The following is a 19708-nucleotide window of genomic DNA, read 5'->3' as shown; positions in this document are numbered from 1 at the left end:
ATGCTGAAACCCCGGTAATTTACTATTACTCTACCACTTTCTTTACTTTGGGCTTTTCGGCAGTTTTGTTGGCAGGAGTTGCAGCTGGTTGTTTACCGCTGGCAGGTTCTGACTTAGGTACGGCCGTTCCAGAATTATTGGAAGGTTTTTTTGAAGTATTTTCCGCAGGTGTATTCGTGGGCGAAGTTGGAGTTGCAGGTTTCGGTTCCGCAGGTTGCCTGCGTGGGGCTTCAAATGTAGGCTCCTGATAAACAGGAATTTCCTCATACCTTACCGGCGGAAGCGTAGTATCAATCTTTACCCTGTACATGGAATTGAGCTGGGAAATCCTTCCGCTCATTTCAGCAGGCGATTTTTTACTCGCCCAGAGGTCTACCTGCATCCCCTGGTCACGAAGGTCGCCGCCTGCAGGATCCTGATAATACACTATATCAGTATCATCACCTTTACCGTCCTCGTATTCCACAAGACCTATTTCAAAAAGATTATTGGCCACGATGGCTTTCGCCTGAGCAACTGTCAGCCCCACCAGGTTTGGGATTGCAATATTCCTTTTCGGACCTGCACCGATCACCAGGTCAATGGTGGAAAATCTAGGGAGCTGGCTGCCCGGTTTTATTACCACGCCGTTATGAAGCATTCGGATCACTGCATCTCTCTGTATGCTTGGCTCAAATATGGTATCACCGACTTTAAGACCCACCTGCGCCAGACGGCGGAACGCCAGGCCTTTGTAACGGTCCAGAATATCAGGAATAGTAACTTTACCCCATGTACGCGGGTTCACACGAACTTCTATTATACGGCCGTTCTTCACGCGGGAACCCGGCTTGGGAAACATATTAAGTACCTGAAATGGTTTGTACTTTGGATCATATGTACCGCTGTCCACCTTATATTCCAATCCCTGGTCATCCAGGATCTTGATAGCTTCATGAACAGACCTGTTCATTACATTGGGAACCGGTATTTCCTTACCGTGATTGGTATGGAGCTCCAACCAGCGAAAGGTCAGCCATACCAGGCCGATGAAGATTACTGCGGCCAGCACAAGGTTTACCAGAACTTTCCAATGGAAAAGTGATTTCAGCATGGTTTTTACTTTAAATGTAGCGGCAAATATAAATAATAATTTTAGAATGTTTCACTGCAATCAGCTGCGCCTGCGTACCTTTACTGCACATTAGGTCACTAAATTAGCCTGCTGTCGGATTATAAATAAACAATTTCTGTAAATTTGCCTCCTCACTGTGTGATTTATTATGGACAAGAAAAATGTGGCCGTTGTAATGGGCGGTTATTCTGATGAATACGTGGTTTCCCTGAAAAGCGGGCAACTTATCTACGAGTCGCTGGACCGTGAACTTTATAATGTATACAGGGTAGTGATCCTTAAAGAGAAGTGGTACTTTGTAGATGATCATAATGTGAAGGTGGAAATCAATAAATCAGACTTCAGCGTGGATCTGGACAGCGGTTATAAAGTGAAATTTGATGTCTGCTTCAACATCATTCACGGAAGACCTGGCGAGAACGGTGAACTTCAGGCTTACTGGGACATCATAGGCCAGAGATATACCGGCTGCAGTTTCTATCAGAGCGCACTTACATTTAACAAGAAAGATACACTCGCGGTACTGAGCAAATATGGAATACCTTCTGCAAAAAGTATTTACCTGAGAAAAGGAGAAAGGACTGACATTGTCTCAATTGTTGAACAGCTTGGCCTACCCTGCTTTGTAAAACCCAATCAGAGCGGCTCCTCGCTGGGTATATCAAAGGTCAAAAGCGTTGACGAATTCGACAGAGCTTTTGAACTTGCGTATGAGCAGGATGAGGAAATACTTATAGAGTCTGCCCTGGACGGTATGGAAGTATCAGTTGGTGTTGTGGATTTCGAAGGGAAGACCATTGTACTGGGAATTACCGAAATCGTTCCTCAAAAGGAATTCTTTGATTATGAAGCTAAATACGAAGGAGCCTCAGAAGAAATCACTCCGGCCCGTTTGGATGCAGACACCCGTCTGAAGGTTGAAGAAATTGCCATAAAAGCCTACGAATCCTTAGGAATGAGTGGTTTCTCACGCAGCGAATTTATAATAATGGATGGTACGCCTTATATGCTGGAAATGAATACCAACCCGGGATTCTCACCGGCATCCATATTGCCGCAGCAGGCAAAGATCTATGGAATTTCCATTCAGCAGCTCTGCGGTAATGAAGTGCAGAAAGCCCTCAATAAAAAACATAATTAATATGAGAACAGCAGTATTCCCGGGTTCCTTTGACCCTATCACTTTGGGACATTATGATATTGTGGAGCGTGCAGCTCCCCTTTTCGACAAAATCATTATCGCCATCGGTCAGAACTCCCAAAAAAAATATATGTTCTCACTGGAACAGAGAATGGATTTCATAAAAAGGACATTCAGCGACTTTCCCAATGTTGAGGTAGATCATTTTGAAGGCCTTACCATTGATTACTGCAAAAGCAAAAATGTAAGCTTCATCTTACGTGGCCTTAGAAATCCCGCCGATTTTGAATTTGAAAAAGCAATTGCACAAACCAACCGGGAACTCACCAGGGACCGCAAGATTGAAACAATCTTCCTCCTTACCTCTTCCGGAAAATCCTTTATCAGCAGTAGTATAGTAAGGGAAATAATTACTTTTCGCGGCGATTATAAACTACTGGTTCCGCCGGCTGTACGCATCTAATCTTATTTGTCACGGACTTGGACATTCACGATAACTTTAACTTTGCAATTGAAATCATCGGAACCATTGCCTTTGCAATGTCCGGCGCTTTTGCGGCTATGCAAAAGAGGTTTGATCCTTTCGGCGTCCTCATAATTGCCTTCATTACCGCGGTAGGCGGTGGTACAGTTCGGGATCTATTGCTGGGTGTACCGGTGTTCTGGATGCACGATATCTTTATCTGCAGTGTCATTTTCCTGGCAGCTGTTTTGGCTTTTGTGGTTAAATACTTCGACAAGAAATTTCAGGTAACCCTTTTCCTGTTTGACAGTCTGGGCCTGGGACTTTTTACTACAATCGGTATTCAGAAAGGGCTGGATGCGCAACTTCATCCTGTAATCTGTGTAACCCTTGGTACGATTACGGGTTGCTTTGGAGGAATAATCCGGGACACTTTGCTTAACAGAATTCCGCTCATATTCCGAAAGGAAATCTATGCAACTGCATGTATCCTGGGCGGCGGCACTTTTCTGCTAATGCTCCATTTCACCGCCATGTCCTTCACCTTTATTCAAATTTTCACCATACTACTCATTGTTGTCATCAGGACGCTGGCGGTAAAGTACCACTGGCAGATGCCGAAATTTTATTCACACACCAATGACGGTGAAATGTAATATTAACCTCCATTGAAAACCCCGGAAGTAACTAAACTTCCGGGGTCCTCAATTAATAAACTATTAAAAAAATAAACTAGGGATTGTAACTGTACCCTTTGCAGGATTTCAGTTATTATTTCAAACGCAAAAATTGTGCTATTATTGTCAGTATTTCAAAACTATTATGTTAAATATTTTTAACATATCACACTCAACATCAGTTCATTAATGCCCGAGCTCTCTTCCGAACTGTTTTAGGTGAAAATGGCTATCTTTAAGCACCGAAAAATTTATATGGACTTAGAATTTAATAAACGCGAAGATCAAAACAAACTTAAACTCTCCGAAATAAACCGTCAGTTTTCCGAAATTAAAAAAGGTGGCGGCGAAAAACGTCTGGAAAAAATGAGACAGGAGGGTAAAATGACTGCCCGTGAGCGGATTGATTATCTTCTGGATAAAGACCGTGAATCTATAGAGATTGGGGGCTTTGCCGGATTTGAAATGTATGAAGAACATGGCGGCTGTCCCAGTGGCGGCGTAGTTGTTGTCATGGGTTATGTTTCAGGAAAACAATGCCTTGTGGTGGCCAACGATGCTTCCGTGAAGGCAGGTGCCTGGTTTCCGATTACCGCCAAGAAAAATTTACGTGCACAGGAAATCTCCATTGAAAACCGGTTACCTATCATCTATCTTGTGGATTCTGCAGGAGTTTATCTGCCTATGCAGGACGAAATATTTCCGGATAAGGAACATTTCGGACGTATTTTCAGGAACAATGCCAAGATGAGCGCTATGGGAATCATCCAGATTTCAGCAGTGATGGGCAGTTGTGTAGCGGGTGGCGCATACTTGCCGATTATGAGTGATGAGGCAATGATAGTGGATAAAAGCGGTTCTATATTCTTAGCCGGAAGCTATCTTGTAAAAGCAGCAATTGGCGAAAATATAGACAATGAAACACTCGGCGGTGCAACAACACACTGCGAGATTTCAGGTGTGACCGATTATAAAGCCAAAGATGATGCGGATGCATTAAACCGGATTAAGAATATTATGAAATCTGTTGGATCTTACGAAAAAGCAGGATTCAGCAGAATTGAAAGTGCACCACCAAAGGAGAAAATTGAGAATATTTTCGGAATTATGCCTGTTTCCAGAACAGATCAGTATGACACTGCTGATATAATAAAATGTCTGGTGGATAATTCCGAATACGAAGAATATAAACCGGATTATGGCAAGACCATCATCTGCGCAACAGCCAGAATAGATGGCTGGAGCGTAGGAATTGTAGCTAATCAGCGTAAACTGGTAAAAAGCGGTAAAGGTGAAATGCAGTTTGGTGGAGTAATTTATTCTGATTCTGCGGACAAAGCCACGCGTTTTATCGCTAACTGTAACCAGCGTAAGATCCCGTTAATTTTCCTTCAGGACGTAACAGGATTTATGGTGGGATCCAAATCTGAGCATGGTGGTATTATTAAAGACGGCGCTAAGATGGTTAATGCGGTTGCCAACTCTGTTGTTCCGAAGTTCACCGTAATTACCGGAAATTCCTATGGAGCCGGAAACTATGCAATGTGTGGCAAAGCGTATGACCCCAGGCTGATCGTGGCATGGCCATGGGCAGACCTGGCGGTTATGGGAGGATCGCAGGCTGCCAAAGTATTGGCACAAATCCAGGAATCGACTCTGAAGAAGCAGGGAAAAGAAATTACGGAAGAGGAACATCAGGAGATTCTGGATACCATTTCAAAACGTTATAAAAAGCAGACAGAACCTACTTATGCTGCGGCAAGACTTTGGACGGATGCTATTATTGATCCTACTGAGACACGCAAGTGGATTTCAATGGGTATTGAGGCAGCAGATCACGCGCCCATAACTGAAAAATTCAACTTAGGCGTTATTCAGGTGTAATTGATTTAGCCGACCTAACAGAGCCACTCCCGCAGAAGGAGTGGTTTTTTGATTTGTGATGGCTGGTCGCTGGTGACTGGTTATTGGTGACTGGTGGTTGGTTTCTGCGGCCAGCAGTCAGCCATCAGCGGTCAGCAGTCAGCCATCAGCTGTAGGCTGTAAGCTGTAAGCAGGAAGCTGTAAGCAGCCTAACCTCTCATATCTCACTTCTAACTGGCCGTTGGTGATTGGTGACTGGTGATTGGTTTCTGCGTCTTCCGGTCAGCATTTAGCGGGCAGATAGCTGCTGTAAGCGGTAAGCGGTAAGCAATAAGCGGTAAGCAGTAAGCTGTAAGCAGCCTAACCTCTCATATCTCACTTCTAACTGGCAGTTGGTGATTGGTGACTGGTGGCTAGTGACTGGTGATTGGTGATTGGTTTCTGCGGCCAGCAGTCAGCCATCAGCGGTCAGCAGTCAGCCATCAGCTGTAGGCTGTAAGCAGATTAACCAGGCATATCTAACTTCTAAACTCTCATATCTAACTTCTAACCTCTAACCTCTAACTTCTAACTTCTAATATCTCATATCTGAAGTCTTTGCTCTTTGCTCTTTGTTCTTTGTTCTTTGTTCTTTATTCCACCAAACAAAAAAATCCCCAACCACGTGTGTGATTGAGGATTGTGTCCCGGCGAGGCGGATGAAAAAAAACTGGCGGCGACCTACTCTCCCGCTTTCGCAGTACCATCGGCGCTAGAGGGCTTAACTTCTGTGTTCGGAATGGGAACAGGTGAGCCCCTCTGCTAAAACCACCCTAAAGGTTGTTTTGTACAAAAGGTTGTACAGTATATGTTATTTAAATAGATTGGAGATGGATAGATTTGAGACACGAGACATTAGTCTCTTATCTCTTGTCTTTAAATCTTCTGTCTGATTTAAAAAATCGATAAAAACGTTCACAAAGAGATAACCGTGCATGCACCTGCAGGGTGCGCCTATATCAGGCTATAAATCTACGGGTAATTAGTACTACTCGGCTATGCCATTACTGACTTTACACCTGTAGCCTATCAACGTGGTCATCTCCCACGACCCTTAAAAGATGTCTCATCTTGAGGCAGGTTTCGCACTTATATGCTTTCAGTGCTTATCCTTTCCAAACGTAGCTACTCTGCGGTGCGCCTGGCGGCACAACAGATACACCAGAGGTTTGTTCAAGTCGGTCCTCTCGTACTAAACTCAAGCCCTCTCAAACATCTAACGCCCGCAATAGATAGAGACCGAACTGTCTCACGACGTTCTGAACCCAGCTCGCGTGCCACTTTAATGGGCGAACAGCCCAACCCTTGGGACCTTCTCCAGCCCCAGGATGTGACGAGCCGACATCGAGGTGCCGAACCTCCCCGTCGATGTGAGCTCTTGGGGGAGACTAGCCTGTTATCCCCGGAGTACCTTTTATCCTATGAGCGATGGCCCTTCCATACGGAACCACCGGATCACTATGTCCTGCTTTCGCACCTGATCGACTTGTAGGTCTCACAGTCAAGCACCCTTATGCCATTACACTCTACGCACGGTTACCAAGCGTGCTGAGGGTACCTTTGAAAGCCTCCGTTACTCTTTTGGAGGCGACCACCCCAGTCAAACTACCCACCACGCAGTGTCCTCGCCGAGGCGAGTTAGGCTCCAAATAAACAAAGGGTGGTATTTCAACGTTGACTCCACCAACACTGGCGTGCCGGCTTCAAAGTCTCCCACCTATCCTACACATTGTTTATTCAAAGTCAATACGAAGTTATAGTAAAGGTTCACAGGGTCTTTTCGTCCCATTGCGGGTAATCGGCATCTTCACCGATACTACAATTTCACAGAGCTCATGGTTGAGACAGTGCCCAGATCGTTACACCATTCGTGCAGGTCGGAACTTACCCGACAAGGAATTTCGCTACCTTAGGACCGTTATAGTTACGGCCGCCGTTTACTGGGGCTTCAGTCAATGCCTTCGGATTGCTCCTAAGCACCTTCCTTAACCTTCCAGCACCGGGCAGGTGTCAGACCCTATACAGCATCTTTCGATTTAGCAGAGTCCTGTGTTTTTGATAAACAGTCGCCTGGGCCTCTTCACTGCGGCCACCATTGCTGATGGCGTCTCTTCTTCCGAAGTTACGAGACTATTTTGCCTAGTTCCTTAACCATGATTCACTCTAGCACCTTAGGATTCTCTCCTCGACTACCTGTGTCGGTTTTGGTACGGGTTGCTTCACTTCGGCTTTTCTTGGAATCTATTTCCCTGCAGCAGCTTCGCCCGAAGGCTAGGCCTTGACTATTCCGTCAGTCTCCAGCAAGTACGTAAATCCGTCCCCTTTTTAATGTGAGCAAGTTAGGGAATATTAACCCTATGTCCATCCACTACCCCTTTCGGGTTCGCGTTAGGTCCCGACTAACCCTCAGCTGATTAGCATGGCTGAGGAAACCTTAGTCTTTCGGTGAGCGGGTTTCTCGCCCGCTTTATCGTTACTTATGCCTACATTTTCTTTTCTATCCGCTCCACAATACCTCACAGTACTGCTTCTGCGCAAATAGAATGCTCTCCTACCAGATATAACTCCATAGTTATAAATCCATAGCTTCGGTAATATGCTTATGCCCGATTATTATCCATGCCGGACCGCTCGACTAGTGAGCTGTTACGCACTCTTTAAATGAATGGCTGCTTCCAAGCCAACATCCTAGCTGTCAATGCAGTCCAACCGCGTTATTTCAACTTAGCATATATTTGGGGACCTTAGCTGTTGGTCTGGGTTCTTTCCCTCTCGGACATGGACCTTAGCACCCATGCCCTCACTGCCGACGAACATTTATTAGCATTCGGAGTTTGTCAGGAATTGGTAGGATTTGACTCCCCCGCATCCAATCAGTAGCTCTACCTCTAATAAACTTAACATCGACGCTGCACCTAAATGCATTTCGGAGAGTACGAGCTATCTCCCAGTTTGATTGGCCTTTCACCCCTACCCACAAGTCATCCGAAGACTTTTCAACGTCAACCGGTTCGGTCCTCCACTTTGTGTTACCAAAGCTTCAACCTGCCCATGGGTAGATCACAAGGTTTCGCGTCTAATCCTACTAACTATGCGCCCTGTTCAGACTCGCTTTCGCTCCGGCTCCGCACCTGAAGTGCTTAACCTCGCTAGTAAAATTAACTCGTAGGCTCATTATGCAAAAGGCACGCCGTCACCCAACTTGTGGGCTCCGACCGCTTGTAGGCGTACGGTTTCAGGTTCTCTTTCACCCTTCTATTCGAAGTGCTTTTCACCTTTCCTTCACAGTACTTGTTCACTATCGGTCTTTCAGGAGTATTTAGCCTTGGAGGATGGTCCCCCCATATTCAGACAGGATTTCACGTGTCCCGCCCTACTCATTTATCACTTATGTATGCCTTTCATATACGGGGCTGTCACCCTCTATGGCCGTTCTTTCCAAAACGTTCTATTAAACATATAAAAGCTTTTGGGCTAATCCGCTTTCGCTCGCCACTACTTACGGAATCTCTTCGATTTCTTTTCCTCCGGGTACTTAGATGTTTCAGTTCTCCGGGTTTGCTCCTCGCCTTGCGGCGGGTGACTGGTCTTCTACCAGCCGGGTTGCCCCATTCGGACATCTCGGGATCAATTCGTGTGTGCCAATCCCCCGAGCTTTTCGCAGCTTACCACGTCCTTCTTCGCCTCTGAAAGCCTAGGCATCCGCCATACGCCCTTAACGATTTCTTTCCTAATATTTTTATTAGTTTAAGTATTTTTAATAACAGCACAACCGTGCTGCCTTTTATTTTGTAAACTTTCACACCCGCAGGTGCTCGGTTTTCTCTTTGTGATGTTCTTACCGTTAATGTCAATGATCTTTTTTCTTCTTATTAGCCTGATGAACGGATATTGTTTTTGGCTCTATCCGTAACTTTTAAATCAAACTTATAAAACTGTGGAGAATAAGGGAGTCGAACCCTTGACCTCCTGCGTGCAAGGCAGGCGCTCTAGCCAGCTGAGCTAATTCCCCCTCTAGTTTTAGACTTGAGATGTTTAGATTTGAGATCTGAGACTTTTCTCGTCTCCCATCTCTTGTCTTTTAATCTCCCGTCTTGTAATTAGTAGTCTCGGGCAGGCTCGAACTGCCGACCTCTACATTATCAGTGTAGCGCTCTAACCAGCTGAGCTACGAGACTGTCTTTTCAGACTTCCAGAATCAAGATTCAAGATACAAGACTTTTTTGTCTTGACTCTTGGCTCCTGGCTCTTGTATCTCTTCCCTATTACTAATTTCTAGTGGGTGTATTGTTTAATAAGCAACCAAAGTAAAAAAACCAAAGCATCCTCTAAGTGAGTGCTTGTGGTACTTGCGTACCTAATTAGTTGTGACGTATAGTCTCTAAAATGAGATGTTCCAGCCGCACCTTCCGGTACGGCTACCTTGTTACGACTTAGCCCTAGTTACTTGTTTTACCCTAGGCAGCTCCTTTTACGGTCACCGACTTCAGGTACCCCAAACTTCCATGGCTTGACGGGCGGTGTGTACAAGGCCCGGGAACGTATTCACCGCGCCATGGCTGATGCGCGATTACTAGCGATTCCAGCTTCATAGAGTCGAGTTGCAGACTCCAATCCGAACTGAGACCGGCTTTCGAGATTTGCATCACATCGCTGTGTAGCTGCCCTCTGTACCGGCCATTGTATTACGTGTGTGGCCCAAGACGTAAGGGCCGTGATGATTTGACGTCATCCCCACCTTCCTCTCTACTTGCGTAGGCAGTCTCACTAGAGTCCTCAACTGAATGTTAGCAACTAGTGACAGGGGTTGCGCTCGTTGCAGGACTTAACCTAACACCTCACGGCACGAGCTGACGACAACCATGCAGCACCTTGAAAATTGCCCGAAGGAGAATCTGTTTCCAGATCTGTCAATTCCCATTTAAGTCTTGGTAAGGTTCCTCGCGTATCATCGAATTAAACCACATAATCCACCGCTTGTGCGGGCCCCCGTCAATTCCTTTGAGTTTCAAACTTGCGTTCGTACTCCCCAGGTGGCTAACTTATCACTTTCGCTTGGTCTCTGAATCCGAAAATCCAAAAACGAGTTAGCATCGTTTACGGCGTGGACTACCAGGGTATCTAATCCTGTTCGCTCCCCACGCTTTCGTCCATCAGCGTCAGTTAAATCTTAGTGACCTGCCTTCGCAATTGGTGTTCTAAGTAATATCTATGCATTTCACCGCTACACTACTTATTCCAGCCACTTCAAATTTACTCAAGACCCGCAGTATCAATGGCAGTTTCACAGTTAAGCTGCGAGATTTCACCACTGACTTACGGGCCCGCCTACGGACCCTTTAAACCCAATAAATCCGGATAACGCTTGCACCCTCCGTATTACCGCGGCTGCTGGCACGGAGTTAGCCGGTGCTTATTCGTACAGTACCTTCAGCTACCCTCACGAGGGTAGGTTTATCCCTGTACAAAAGAAGTTTACAACCCATAGGGCCGTCGTCCTTCACGCGGGATGGCTGGATCAGGCTCTCACCCATTGTCCAATATTCCTCACTGCTGCCTCCCGTAGGAGTCTGGTCCGTGTCTCAGTACCAGTGTGGGGGATCACCCTCTCAGGCCCCCTAAAGATCATTGACTTGGTGAGCCGTTACCTCACCAACTATCTAATCTTGCGCGTGCCCATCTCTATCCACCGGAGTTTTCAATAGTAACTGATGCCAGTCATTATATTATGGGGTATTAATCTTCCTTTCGAAAGGCTATCCCCCAGATAAAGGCAGGTTGCACACGTGTTACGCACCCGTACGCCGCTCTCTCTCTTCCGAAGAAGAAATACCGCTCGGCTTGCATGTGTTAGGCCTCCCGCTAGCGTTCATCCTGAGCCAGGATCAAACTCTCCATTGTATGTTTGTCTTACGCTCACTCAAAGTTATTGACGCTTTGGTTTTTCCTTACTTTTTTTGGTTGTTATTTGTATGTCAATGATCTCTCTTCTCTTCGCTTTATTTCCAGACGCATCTTCTGTCGTTGTGCCTCTGAATTGCGAGTGCAAAAGTATAAACTATTTTTTAAATGACCAAATCTTTTTTTAAGAAATTTTTAAGCCCGAATTAACCACTGTTTCAATCAGCAACTAACCGCCTTATAATAAACTTCTCTCTCAAATCTGACCCTTAAGTCTCTCCTGCGCTTCCCCTTTCTCGTTACCTCGAATTGGGACTGCAAAAGTACAACTTAATTTTAACTACACAAGAAAAATATTAAATATTTTTTTAACCCTGTATATTTATACTACTTCTGCTCCACTGTTAAGTGACTGCAAAGATATGGTAACAAAATCCCACTTTGCAAATAAATTAACAACAGGAGACCGAATTGTGGATAAATATTGTGATTAAACGCTTATATACAGACCGTTACAACAGGGTAACAGTTTTCCACAAAGTGTAAATGGATCTACAACTTTAAAATTAACCCGTTAAAACCCCCTTTAAATCCGCCCTCGGCAGAAATAGATAACTATAAAAAATTCCGGCTGGAGCCGGAATCACGTTATATCTAAAACTGTTTGGTTTTATTGAAGAGCAGCCGCCCGAGCAATACGCCCGCCGTGTCAGCGAGAAGATCATAAAGCTCCATAGACCTGCCCAGTTTCATCTGATCCTGCAGTATCTCTGTAAGCACTGCATAAATAAACATAATCATAATGAAGTTACTGAACCTGGTTTTTGGAAAGGCTGCCATGAAGCTAAATCCCAGAACAATAAAAGTGGACAGATGAATGATCTTATCTATTCCCTGAAATACAAACCAGTAATCCACGTTCTGACTGCCAGGCCTTAAAAGCATATAAGTAAGAAATGCCCAATAAATGGGCAAAATCTTAACAAATATCTTTGAAACCTTATCCAAGTGTCGCCTGGTATTCCTCTGCTGTGATCAGAGAAGACTGATCCGCATCTCCGTCAATCTGAACTTTTATAATCCAACCCTCACCATAAGGATCTGTATTAAGAAGTTCAGGCTGGTCCTCCAGGGCACTGTTAAACTCAGTTACCGTACCGGAAACCGGCATATAAAGATCCGAAACCGTTTTAACTGCCTCTACACTGCCAAAAACATCACCGGAGCTCAATTCATCATCCACAGTATCAACATCAACGAAAACAATATCGCCCAGTTCGCCCTGTGCAAAATCTGTAATCCCAATGGTACAGGTATTACCTTCAATTCTAACCCATTCATGGTCTTTGGTGTACTTTAATTCAGCTGGTGTGTTCATCTTAAAATTATTTCTCCAAAATTAATTAAAGATATTGAGAGCGGCAAGCAAAATCACAACTGCTGCAACACAGGCAGGTGGATACCAGCCACACGATCTGCTGAACACCCACCGATTAAAATCCGCCTGCGCCATCAAAAGTAAATGTAGCCCTGATACCCGCACGTACCGTGGAAAGCGGAAATGCGGTGGAAATCTTATACTTTGTCATCATCTGGTCGTAGAACAGCATCAGGTTAAGATTCTGCGAGGCATTATAGTCTGCTGTGATCTTAATGCTGAAGAGTCTCTGCCCGCCAGTGATCTGCGAATCATTCAAAAGAATATTGCTTATTCTGGTTCTGTTATCCCTAAGGTGGAAATCGCCGCGGATATTAAGATCGGTGTTCAGTTTTGATGCACCGCGACGCCGAACCGGTGGGCCGCCCAAACGGAAATCTTTAATGATGTATCCAAAACCTACCACATAGTCTGTACCGGAATCTTCAGTCATGGTGTTATTCACCAATCCCAGCATAAACATACGGTCCCGGTTGTAATGCGCCCGTAACTGGATATTATTCCGCATGGTTAAATCTACCCCGATCAGTGGCGCAAACCTTTCCTCGTAACCAACCTGCGCAAATGTAAAAGGATTGACAAAGTTACCGTTCACGTCCCTTTGGGTTGGATCGTTAAAATAATCAATATTGGACTGGATACCCGTGGAAACCTGAGTCGCATTATAAGAATGAAGGATATCAAATTTAGCAAAATAGGAATTGATAAGGGGGAAATTGCGCAAACCGGAATACACCAGTCGCCAGTTAGGGAGCGGGAAACCGGATTTACGGGCATCACCCAACAAGCCGTCAGGGTTTCTTCCTTCTACAGCGGCCTGGAATGCCGGAATCAATACGTAGGCGTTTCCTAAACCATAACCGTCTTTAAATCCATCTGCAACAATTGGTGTGTTCATTTGCTGGGAAATGGCGCGTGCATTGGCAATCATGTTCCGGTAAATTTCATCGCCGGCCATAAAGGAAGTGTTAAGCAATAATGCTGAATTACTGTAGGTAATAAAGTCATTCGCAAAAGCATAATCATGATATTGCCTTGTCAGATTTTGCGGGTCGTTAAATCCGGCCTGCGTAAAGTTACGCGTATAGTTATGTAATACGTTAAAATCTATACGCAGGTCACTAACCGGCATGAGCTGAAGATTGGCGGTGATATTCCGGTTACGCATCTGTATATATGGATCCGTCATATAACTGGATGTGCTGATCCAGCCGTTTTCCAAAGCGATCCTCCTGATGTCTGCCTGTGAACCCAAAAGGAAACCTGCTGTAGGTCCACCAAGTGTCTGGCCATAACCATACCAGTTTGGAGCAGAAAGCAGTCCTGGTAAAACAGTTCCGCTGTTCTCGTTGTAGCTGAAATCCAACTGTCTGATGGATGCCAGACCGTATGCCAGACTTTGGCCTATATTAAGTTTGTTTTTAAACTTGTAATCCTTATACCTGAATCTCCTTTTCTCCCACTGGGTAGTATACACGGTGTTTAAGGAATCAATTTCACGTCTTCTTTTCTGCATTGTAGTATTGATGTCGCGGAAGTACTTCAGTTTACTGAAGAGTTTAGGAAAATCCGCTGAGGCCGTGGCAACAACTGTATTGGTATTCTGGCCAATGGTGCCCAGACTCCCCTCGGGACTTGTTAGTAATGCAGTAGAGCGTGAGTTCCAGTTGTAGGTCATGCCATATCCGATTTCGGCGTCAATGAAGTCAATGAAAGGCAGGTATTCAAAAGGCAGGCGGTAATTGGCCTGAATCCTGTGGTTGTAAAGGACAGGCCGGCCTGCGCGGAACATATTCTGAAAGATGGATTTGTTATCCATTTGATTAACATCCAGATTATCATTCAGGGTACGCATCACCGAGTTCACTTCCAGTTTGAGTGATTTTGTAAAATTCCAGCCCAGACCATACTGCCAGCCGAAATAGAAATTTCTGTTCTTCAGTACATCAAAATCGCTGCCCAGATTACCGTTCAGCAAGGCTTCAATATTCCTGAATTCAAGTTCATTGTAATTACGGTCTATATCTGTACGGAAAGACAATCTTGTTGGAATGGGATTAATGTTGAATTCCTTAACCCATCTTAAATATTTGGCAGATTTTGCCGTATCACTGATCATCTTCTGGAACGGTCTCAGCACCCACGGTTTGAAATTGTAATTGTAATCCAGATTTCCGCGCAGGTACTGTCTGTAATTATTCTTAGTGTAAATATCCCGGAAGTAATCGTCATTATAAACCATGGTAAGCGAGAGGTTCTCTACATCATACGGTCTGGGTTTGCGCTGTGCATTTACCCTCTCCTTACGCATATTCACAACGCCTAAACTGCGCTGCTGTGTATAAGTGCGCGCCACATCTTTCAGCTGTTCTTTGTTTGCAGCTTTACTGAATTCCACATCATTATCAAGCGGATTGTATTTTGGGTCTTCAATGGTTTGCGAATAGGAATAGTTCACCGGAATTTTGATTCCCGTTTTTTCCGGCAGAAACTTGTCTACATTTACTGAGGCATTCACATTAAAAGCCGACTGGGTAGACTGTGTTCTTTCGGCCGGCCGTGAATCTATATTTCCGAAACCGATTGTAGAGTAAGCCGCATTGGTATTCACAAGGGCAAAATCGCCCAGATTGAAGTTCAGGCTTGCATTTCCGGCATAGCCCCCTTTATTCTCGATGTCTGAAAGTCGTATTTCATTAACCCAAAGGATAAGGTCTTTGCCTGTTCCCCTGATCTCATTACGAACACCTACCATAATAGTAGTAATTCCGCCCAAAGTCGGACGTCCTTTTATGAAGATTTTCTTATACTCATCACCGTATTGCATGTACTGGTAACGGTCCATGATCTGGGCACCGGATTTGTCGCGCAGGATCTTTGCATCCACAAAATTCTGCACCTCCAGATCCACTTCATTTTCAGCCGGCCAAATGTCCAGTGGAGAAACTGCGGTCTTAGGCGTGTATTTCAGCGATGCTTCATATTCATAATAGTTATCCGTGGCATCACTACCCATACGGATAAAGAATTTCGTGTTAGGATCTATGGTATTCTGGAAAGGATCTGCATCGTTCAGGTTCTGGGCATGAACAAAAAGTTTAAGTTTCTTAAATCTTCTGAGGTCCAGACTTGTATTTTTGAATACACCGCGGGATTCATTGGAAAGGCCTTTCACCTTCATATAAAGAGAACCTTCGTTCTGACGCTGTGCACCAGCGTTCCCGCTCAGTACCTGACGGTCAATTCCGGGAGGCAATACATAAGGTGGCTGGTTCAGTCCGTTTTCCTCCAGATTTACACTCCCAACTTCAAAGTTCGAATTGTTTACAAGTGTTGTTCCCTCATCGGTTCCGCCTCCGGTTAAAGTGGGGAATATATTCTTGGTATACTTTCTCCAGTCCGAGCGAATCAGGTCAAAAGTCCCCAACCTTATTGTGGAGGTCTCATCAAAACCGGTAAGCAACAGTCTGGCAAAACGTACATTGTTAAGTACCGACGGGTCATTGTCGCCGGCGGTGCTTACATAGTCCGCAACAGGAATTCTCACGAGGTACCATTTTACATCGCTTGTGGTTCCGTTCTCAAAAGTGACGGGCACTGTTTTCTCGTCCACAATATGATTGCTCTGCCCGGCAGCAAGGCTCGCAGGATCAAGATTTACTTCGTATTGGTTATAGTATTCGCTTTGGTCCAGATTGAAATCACGGTTGACATCTTCGGCATCCGGTGTTTGAGAGGCTACTTCAAGCGAATTGCTCCTGGAATTACCTTCCGGGTTTCTAAAATAGCGGTAACGTTCCCGCACGGAAGAAGCCAGGTTACCAGGAAACTGGTCATTCAGGTAGAAGACAAAATCATCGGCAGCCGGATCCGGAAGGTTGGTTACAGGATTTATGAAAGAAGTCCCGAACATCAGTGATTCGCCACCGGCATCCAAGCCGTCCAGACCCAGATCTTGCTGTGTCCTTTCGGTACCTTCGGTTGAAAAGGCGTACAGGATGGGTGGTTGCTTAGGCTGAATCCCCAGATTCGAATTGGAAACGGTAGCCGGTGTGGATGGAGTGGGCAAGCCATTCTCATACTGCATAAGCCCGTCTTTAAGTACATCCTCGGAAACATTACCCAGCTGCAGCAACATTTTGGGGTTTGCACCCAGATTATTGCCGTCGGCATATGGGTCCATCATCCAGAATTCTACATATTCAATATTTGAATTGATGAAATTGGACACAGAAATCGGACGCATTAGTCCGCCCCAGCGCTGCTGCGTGGTTTCGGGGTTCGGATTGGCGTTATAAGGTCCGCGTTCCTGCGGATAATAAGTGATGTCAAAGGTATTGGTGAAAACCTGCTCGCCGGCTACAAGATCTTTACTGTTAAAAAGTTCCTGAACACGCACGCGCCTGGAAGCATGGTTGGAAACTGCCTGTGCATCTATACCGTTAGGTGCATCGCCGCCCACACCCCAGAAACGGGGATCAATATTATACCAGGTAATCAGACCTCTGCCGTAACCATTAAGCAACGTATTGTTCTGTCCGGCGCCGGCAAAAACAGGATCCAGCTGATTTTTTTCGGGTTTTGAGGCCAGAGACCATGCTGAAGGTTCCTTTAAGGAAATTCTGGACGTGGTTTGCTCAAAATCGTCAATATAAGACTGATTGTTTATAGCATTATTCAGTCCCGGAATAAGGTAGGCACCTTCCATTTTGAAGTTCAGGTTGGAAGGAGCCTCTGTATTTACCAGAGGAATTTTATCCGCAAGACGGGTGAGGAATGGCAGCTCATTATTGTACATCAGATTGATGCCCGCCATTGTATTGTTCACGGCTTCCTGGCCAAAATTAACCTTTTGCGTGAGGGGCGCTTCCGAATAATTAACTACCGTACCCCCCAGGAGAAAGTTGTCGCTGAACCTTCTTTCCAAATTCAGTCCAAGGAAACGTTTTCGTTGCGTATTAAAAGTAAGCTGGTTCTCCAGTGAGATATTGATGGCCTGACCACTCTGTTTCACCTGTTCGTTGATGATGGTAACCTGTCCGAGCATATAATCCACCGTATAGTCCGCACCTTCGGTAAGCTGAACGCCATTGGCAGTCACCTTTACAGAACCCTGAGGGACGTTGATGGCACCCAGCGAAATTCCCTGTCCCTGCGAACCTTTATACCGCCCTTCCATGGTATAACGCAGTGCCAAATTGCTTTGTGATGCCACCTGCTTCTGCTGTGTATACAGGTCGGTGAATACATACTGAGGGTCGTTACTGCCCAATACAGATGCGAGGTGACTACCGAAAGGCTGCACCTTTGTAAAGATGACCCTCCCGTCTTCCGGCCGGATGGTGATATTAGGCACAAAGTCGAAAATACCGTCGCCTAGCTGACCATTACTGGACTGTAAATCGTTGTTCAGGTTCAGGCGGTCCCAATTCATCAGTTTAAGCAGGTTGATGTCCTGAACCGGAGTATTGGGAAGATAGTTAACTTTTCCACCGGTCTGTGTATCGCGGTAGTAGATGTTCAGCATGAAATTGTCCGGATCCACCTGCATACTTTCCAGCGAATACATGTTCTTCATCATCAGGTCCCACATAGGTGATGTTGTTTTCACATTGGTATTCGGCTTCAACACTTTGGTAATGACTACCGGGCTTTCCTCGGAAAATTCACCCACCTTATAAACCTGATTGGAGCCGCTTACTGTATAGGAATAAGAAACAGCCAGAAGCTGATTGTCGTTAAGCTTTTGATTTAGGGAAACATAACCCAGCTGAGGATGGTAACGGAATTCATTTTCAGACAACCGGCGGGCTTTACGGTTGAAGATGAAATGCTCGCCATCCTGAAAGGTTTCTGTACCACCGGCAGCGTTTGGCAATGCCTGTCCGTTTATGGTATTGTAGGCTGTGTTCACGTCTCTAAGACCAGGGCCCAGCGCATTTACCGCCTGGTAAAGGTTATTTTGTGAATTATCCGGCAATCCGGAAACCCCATCTCCCAGGTCACGGACACCCACGATACTTTTCTGATAGGACAGGTTTCCGTTGCCCTGATCCAGAACCCAGGCTTCAATACGGTTGATGTTGATCCGGGAATTGATCTGAGGGTAATTCAGCAAGGCCTGATCATAATCATTAAGGAAATAATGCCCCAGGAAATAGTGCTGGTTATCCTCATAATCAATCGCATTGATTTTGAATGTACTCATCACACCGCCGCCCTGTACAACAATGTTTCGCGCCTCACCTTGCTGCTGGGAAAAGACCACGGTTCCATAGGTCTTTCCGGCCTGAAATTCCGTCTTTATTCCGAAAAGCGACTCGGATCCACGCATTAGGCTGGTGGACAGCGGCATATTTACATTACCGAATTCAACTCTTTTTATAAATTTATCTTCACCGCCCGTAGTAGGATCGTTCAGACCTTTGCTCTGCAGGTCTTTCCACGTGCCTTTGGCCTGCCAAACCAGGTTCATCCGGTTCTCGAACGCAAAACCGCTTTGGGTATCATAATTGGCTTTAAGCTGAAGGTTTTCACCTACTTTTCCCAAAAGTCCTAATTGGATACGCTGTTCAATATCAAAAGCAAAACTGGTTCGGTTTTGAGGCAGAATCAATGGATTATCAATTTTCTGGTAGAGGCCGCCCAAATCAAAAGAAGCGAAACCGGAGGGAATGATTTCAATCTTGTTACCTCCAAAAATACTTTCGAAAATCTTGTTCCGTACACTTAAAGTGGGAAGAATTCCCTGCCGGCGTGCTTCATCCACATCCTTACGGAACATGAGGCTGTAACGGTCGGACTTGTCGCGGTAATAGTCGCGGGAAGCCTGCATCATCATAAAATCCTGATATTCCTTAGGCGTCATTACAAATGGTGGACCTGTTACGATATCACCAATTTTGGGGTATACGTAATACATCCCAGTCTTGATATCATAAAACCCTTCGTAAACTGTAGGGTCCGGAAGTTCATATTGCTGCCTCACTGAGGCTTCATTTTCAGGTGTTTGCTGCGCGTATGCGGAGAGGGAAAAGAAAAGGAATAATACGGCGAGCAGTTTATAGAGCAA

8 protein-coding genes, 2 tRNA genes and 3 rRNA genes are annotated in these 19708 nt (G+C 45.3%); 4 read left to right on the top strand and 9 right to left on the bottom strand.

Annotation, left to right across the window (positions count from 1 at the left end; all coding sequences use genetic code 11):
• Positions 1 to 25: 25 nt before the first annotated feature.
• Complete coding sequence (locus F7R58_RS02495; RefSeq protein ID WP_158063386.1) at positions 26 to 1093, bottom strand: PASTA domain-containing protein; 1068 nt, start codon at positions 1091 to 1093, stop codon at positions 26 to 28.
• Positions 1094 to 1262: 169 nt separating this feature from the next.
• Between F7R58_RS02495 and F7R58_RS02490 the strand changes: the two genes are divergently transcribed.
• The 4 genes from F7R58_RS02490 to F7R58_RS02475 all read left to right on the top strand — a co-directional run bounded on the left by F7R58_RS02490 (position 1263) and on the right by F7R58_RS02475 (position 5279).
• Positions 1263 to 2255, top strand: coding sequence for a D-alanine--D-alanine ligase (locus F7R58_RS02490; RefSeq protein WP_158063385.1), 993 nt, complete (start codon positions 1263 to 1265; stop codon positions 2253 to 2255).
• A gap of 1 nt (position 2256) precedes the next feature.
• Entirely contained in the window at positions 2257 to 2718 is a 462-nt protein-coding gene (gene coaD / locus F7R58_RS02485; protein ID WP_158063384.1) for a pantetheine-phosphate adenylyltransferase, read from the top strand.
• Positions 2719 to 2741: 23 nt separating this feature from the next.
• The gene (locus F7R58_RS02480) at positions 2742 to 3374 is read left to right on the top strand and encodes a trimeric intracellular cation channel family protein (RefSeq protein ID WP_158065351.1); all 633 of its coding nucleotides are present in this window, start codon (positions 2742 to 2744) and stop codon (positions 3372 to 3374) included.
• 276 nt (positions 3375 to 3650) lie between these two features.
• Positions 3651 to 5279 (top strand): acyl-CoA carboxylase subunit beta, encoded by a 1629-nt coding sequence (locus F7R58_RS02475; RefSeq protein WP_158063383.1) that lies wholly within the window; start codon positions 3651 to 3653, stop codon positions 5277 to 5279.
• Positions 5280 to 5965: 686 nt separating this feature from the next.
• On the opposite strand, the gene rrf is transcribed toward F7R58_RS02475, so the two are convergent.
• From rrf to sprA, 8 genes are all read right to left on the bottom strand, one after another.
• Positions 5966 to 6073, bottom strand: a 5S ribosomal RNA gene (rrf, locus tag F7R58_RS02470).
• Between the two features lie 186 nt (positions 6074 to 6259).
• A 23S ribosomal RNA gene (locus F7R58_RS02465) occupies positions 6260 to 9026 on the bottom strand.
• A 209-nt stretch (positions 9027 to 9235) separates the two neighbouring features.
• Positions 9236 to 9309: transfer RNA gene (locus F7R58_RS02460), tRNA-Ala, on the bottom strand.
• A 92-nt stretch (positions 9310 to 9401) separates the two neighbouring features.
• Positions 9402 to 9475 (bottom strand) — tRNA-Ile (locus tag F7R58_RS02455).
• A gap of 206 nt (positions 9476 to 9681) precedes the next feature.
• Positions 9682 to 11198, bottom strand: a 16S ribosomal RNA gene (locus F7R58_RS02450).
• The 16S, 23S and 5S rRNA genes sit together here with 2 tRNA genes alongside, the layout of an rRNA operon.
• 654 nt (positions 11199 to 11852) lie before the next feature.
• Positions 11853 to 12143: a VanZ family protein gene (locus tag F7R58_RS02445; RefSeq protein ID WP_187695250.1), complete on the bottom strand. Its 291-nt coding sequence runs from the start codon at positions 12141 to 12143 to the stop codon at positions 11853 to 11855.
• Positions 12144 to 12198: 55 nt separating this feature from the next.
• Positions 12199 to 12576 carry a glycine cleavage system protein GcvH gene (gcvH, locus tag F7R58_RS02440; RefSeq protein WP_158063381.1) on the bottom strand — a complete coding sequence of 126 codons (378 nt, stop codon included), beginning with the start codon at positions 12574 to 12576 and terminating at the stop codon, positions 12199 to 12201.
• Positions 12577 to 12691: 115 nt separating this feature from the next.
• Entirely contained in the window at positions 12692 to 19708 is a 7017-nt protein-coding gene (gene sprA / locus F7R58_RS02435; protein WP_229723833.1) for a cell surface protein SprA, read from the bottom strand.

Source organism: Chryseobacterium sp., from assembly GCF_008831505.1.
In the GTDB taxonomy this organism is placed as follows: Bacteria; Bacteroidota; Bacteroidia; order Flavobacteriales; family Weeksellaceae; genus Marnyiella.
The sequence above is the reverse complement of the archived record's forward strand: the minus strand, read 5'-3'. Positions and strand labels throughout refer to the sequence as shown.

What these genes read in the sequence shown, in the direction of transcription:
- F7R58_RS02495 (WP_158063386.1), bottom strand. Translation starts at nt 1,093, where the DNA reads ATGCTGAAATCACTTTTCCATTGGAAAGTTCTGGTAAACCTTGTGCTG.
- F7R58_RS02490 (WP_158063385.1), top strand. Translation starts at nt 1,263, where the DNA reads ATGGACAAGAAAAATGTGGCCGTTGTAATGGGCGGTTATTCTGATGAA.
- coaD (WP_158063384.1), top strand. Translation starts at nt 2,257, where the DNA reads ATGAGAACAGCAGTATTCCCGGGTTCCTTTGACCCTATCACTTTGGGA.
- F7R58_RS02475 (WP_158063383.1), top strand. Translation starts at nt 3,651, where the DNA reads ATGGACTTAGAATTTAATAAACGCGAAGATCAAAACAAACTTAAACTC.
- F7R58_RS02445 (WP_187695250.1), bottom strand. Translation starts at nt 12,143, where the DNA reads ATGCTTTTAAGGCCTGGCAGTCAGAACGTGGATTACTGGTTTGTATTT.
- gcvH (WP_158063381.1), bottom strand. Translation starts at nt 12,576, where the DNA reads ATGAACACACCAGCTGAATTAAAGTACACCAAAGACCATGAATGGGTT.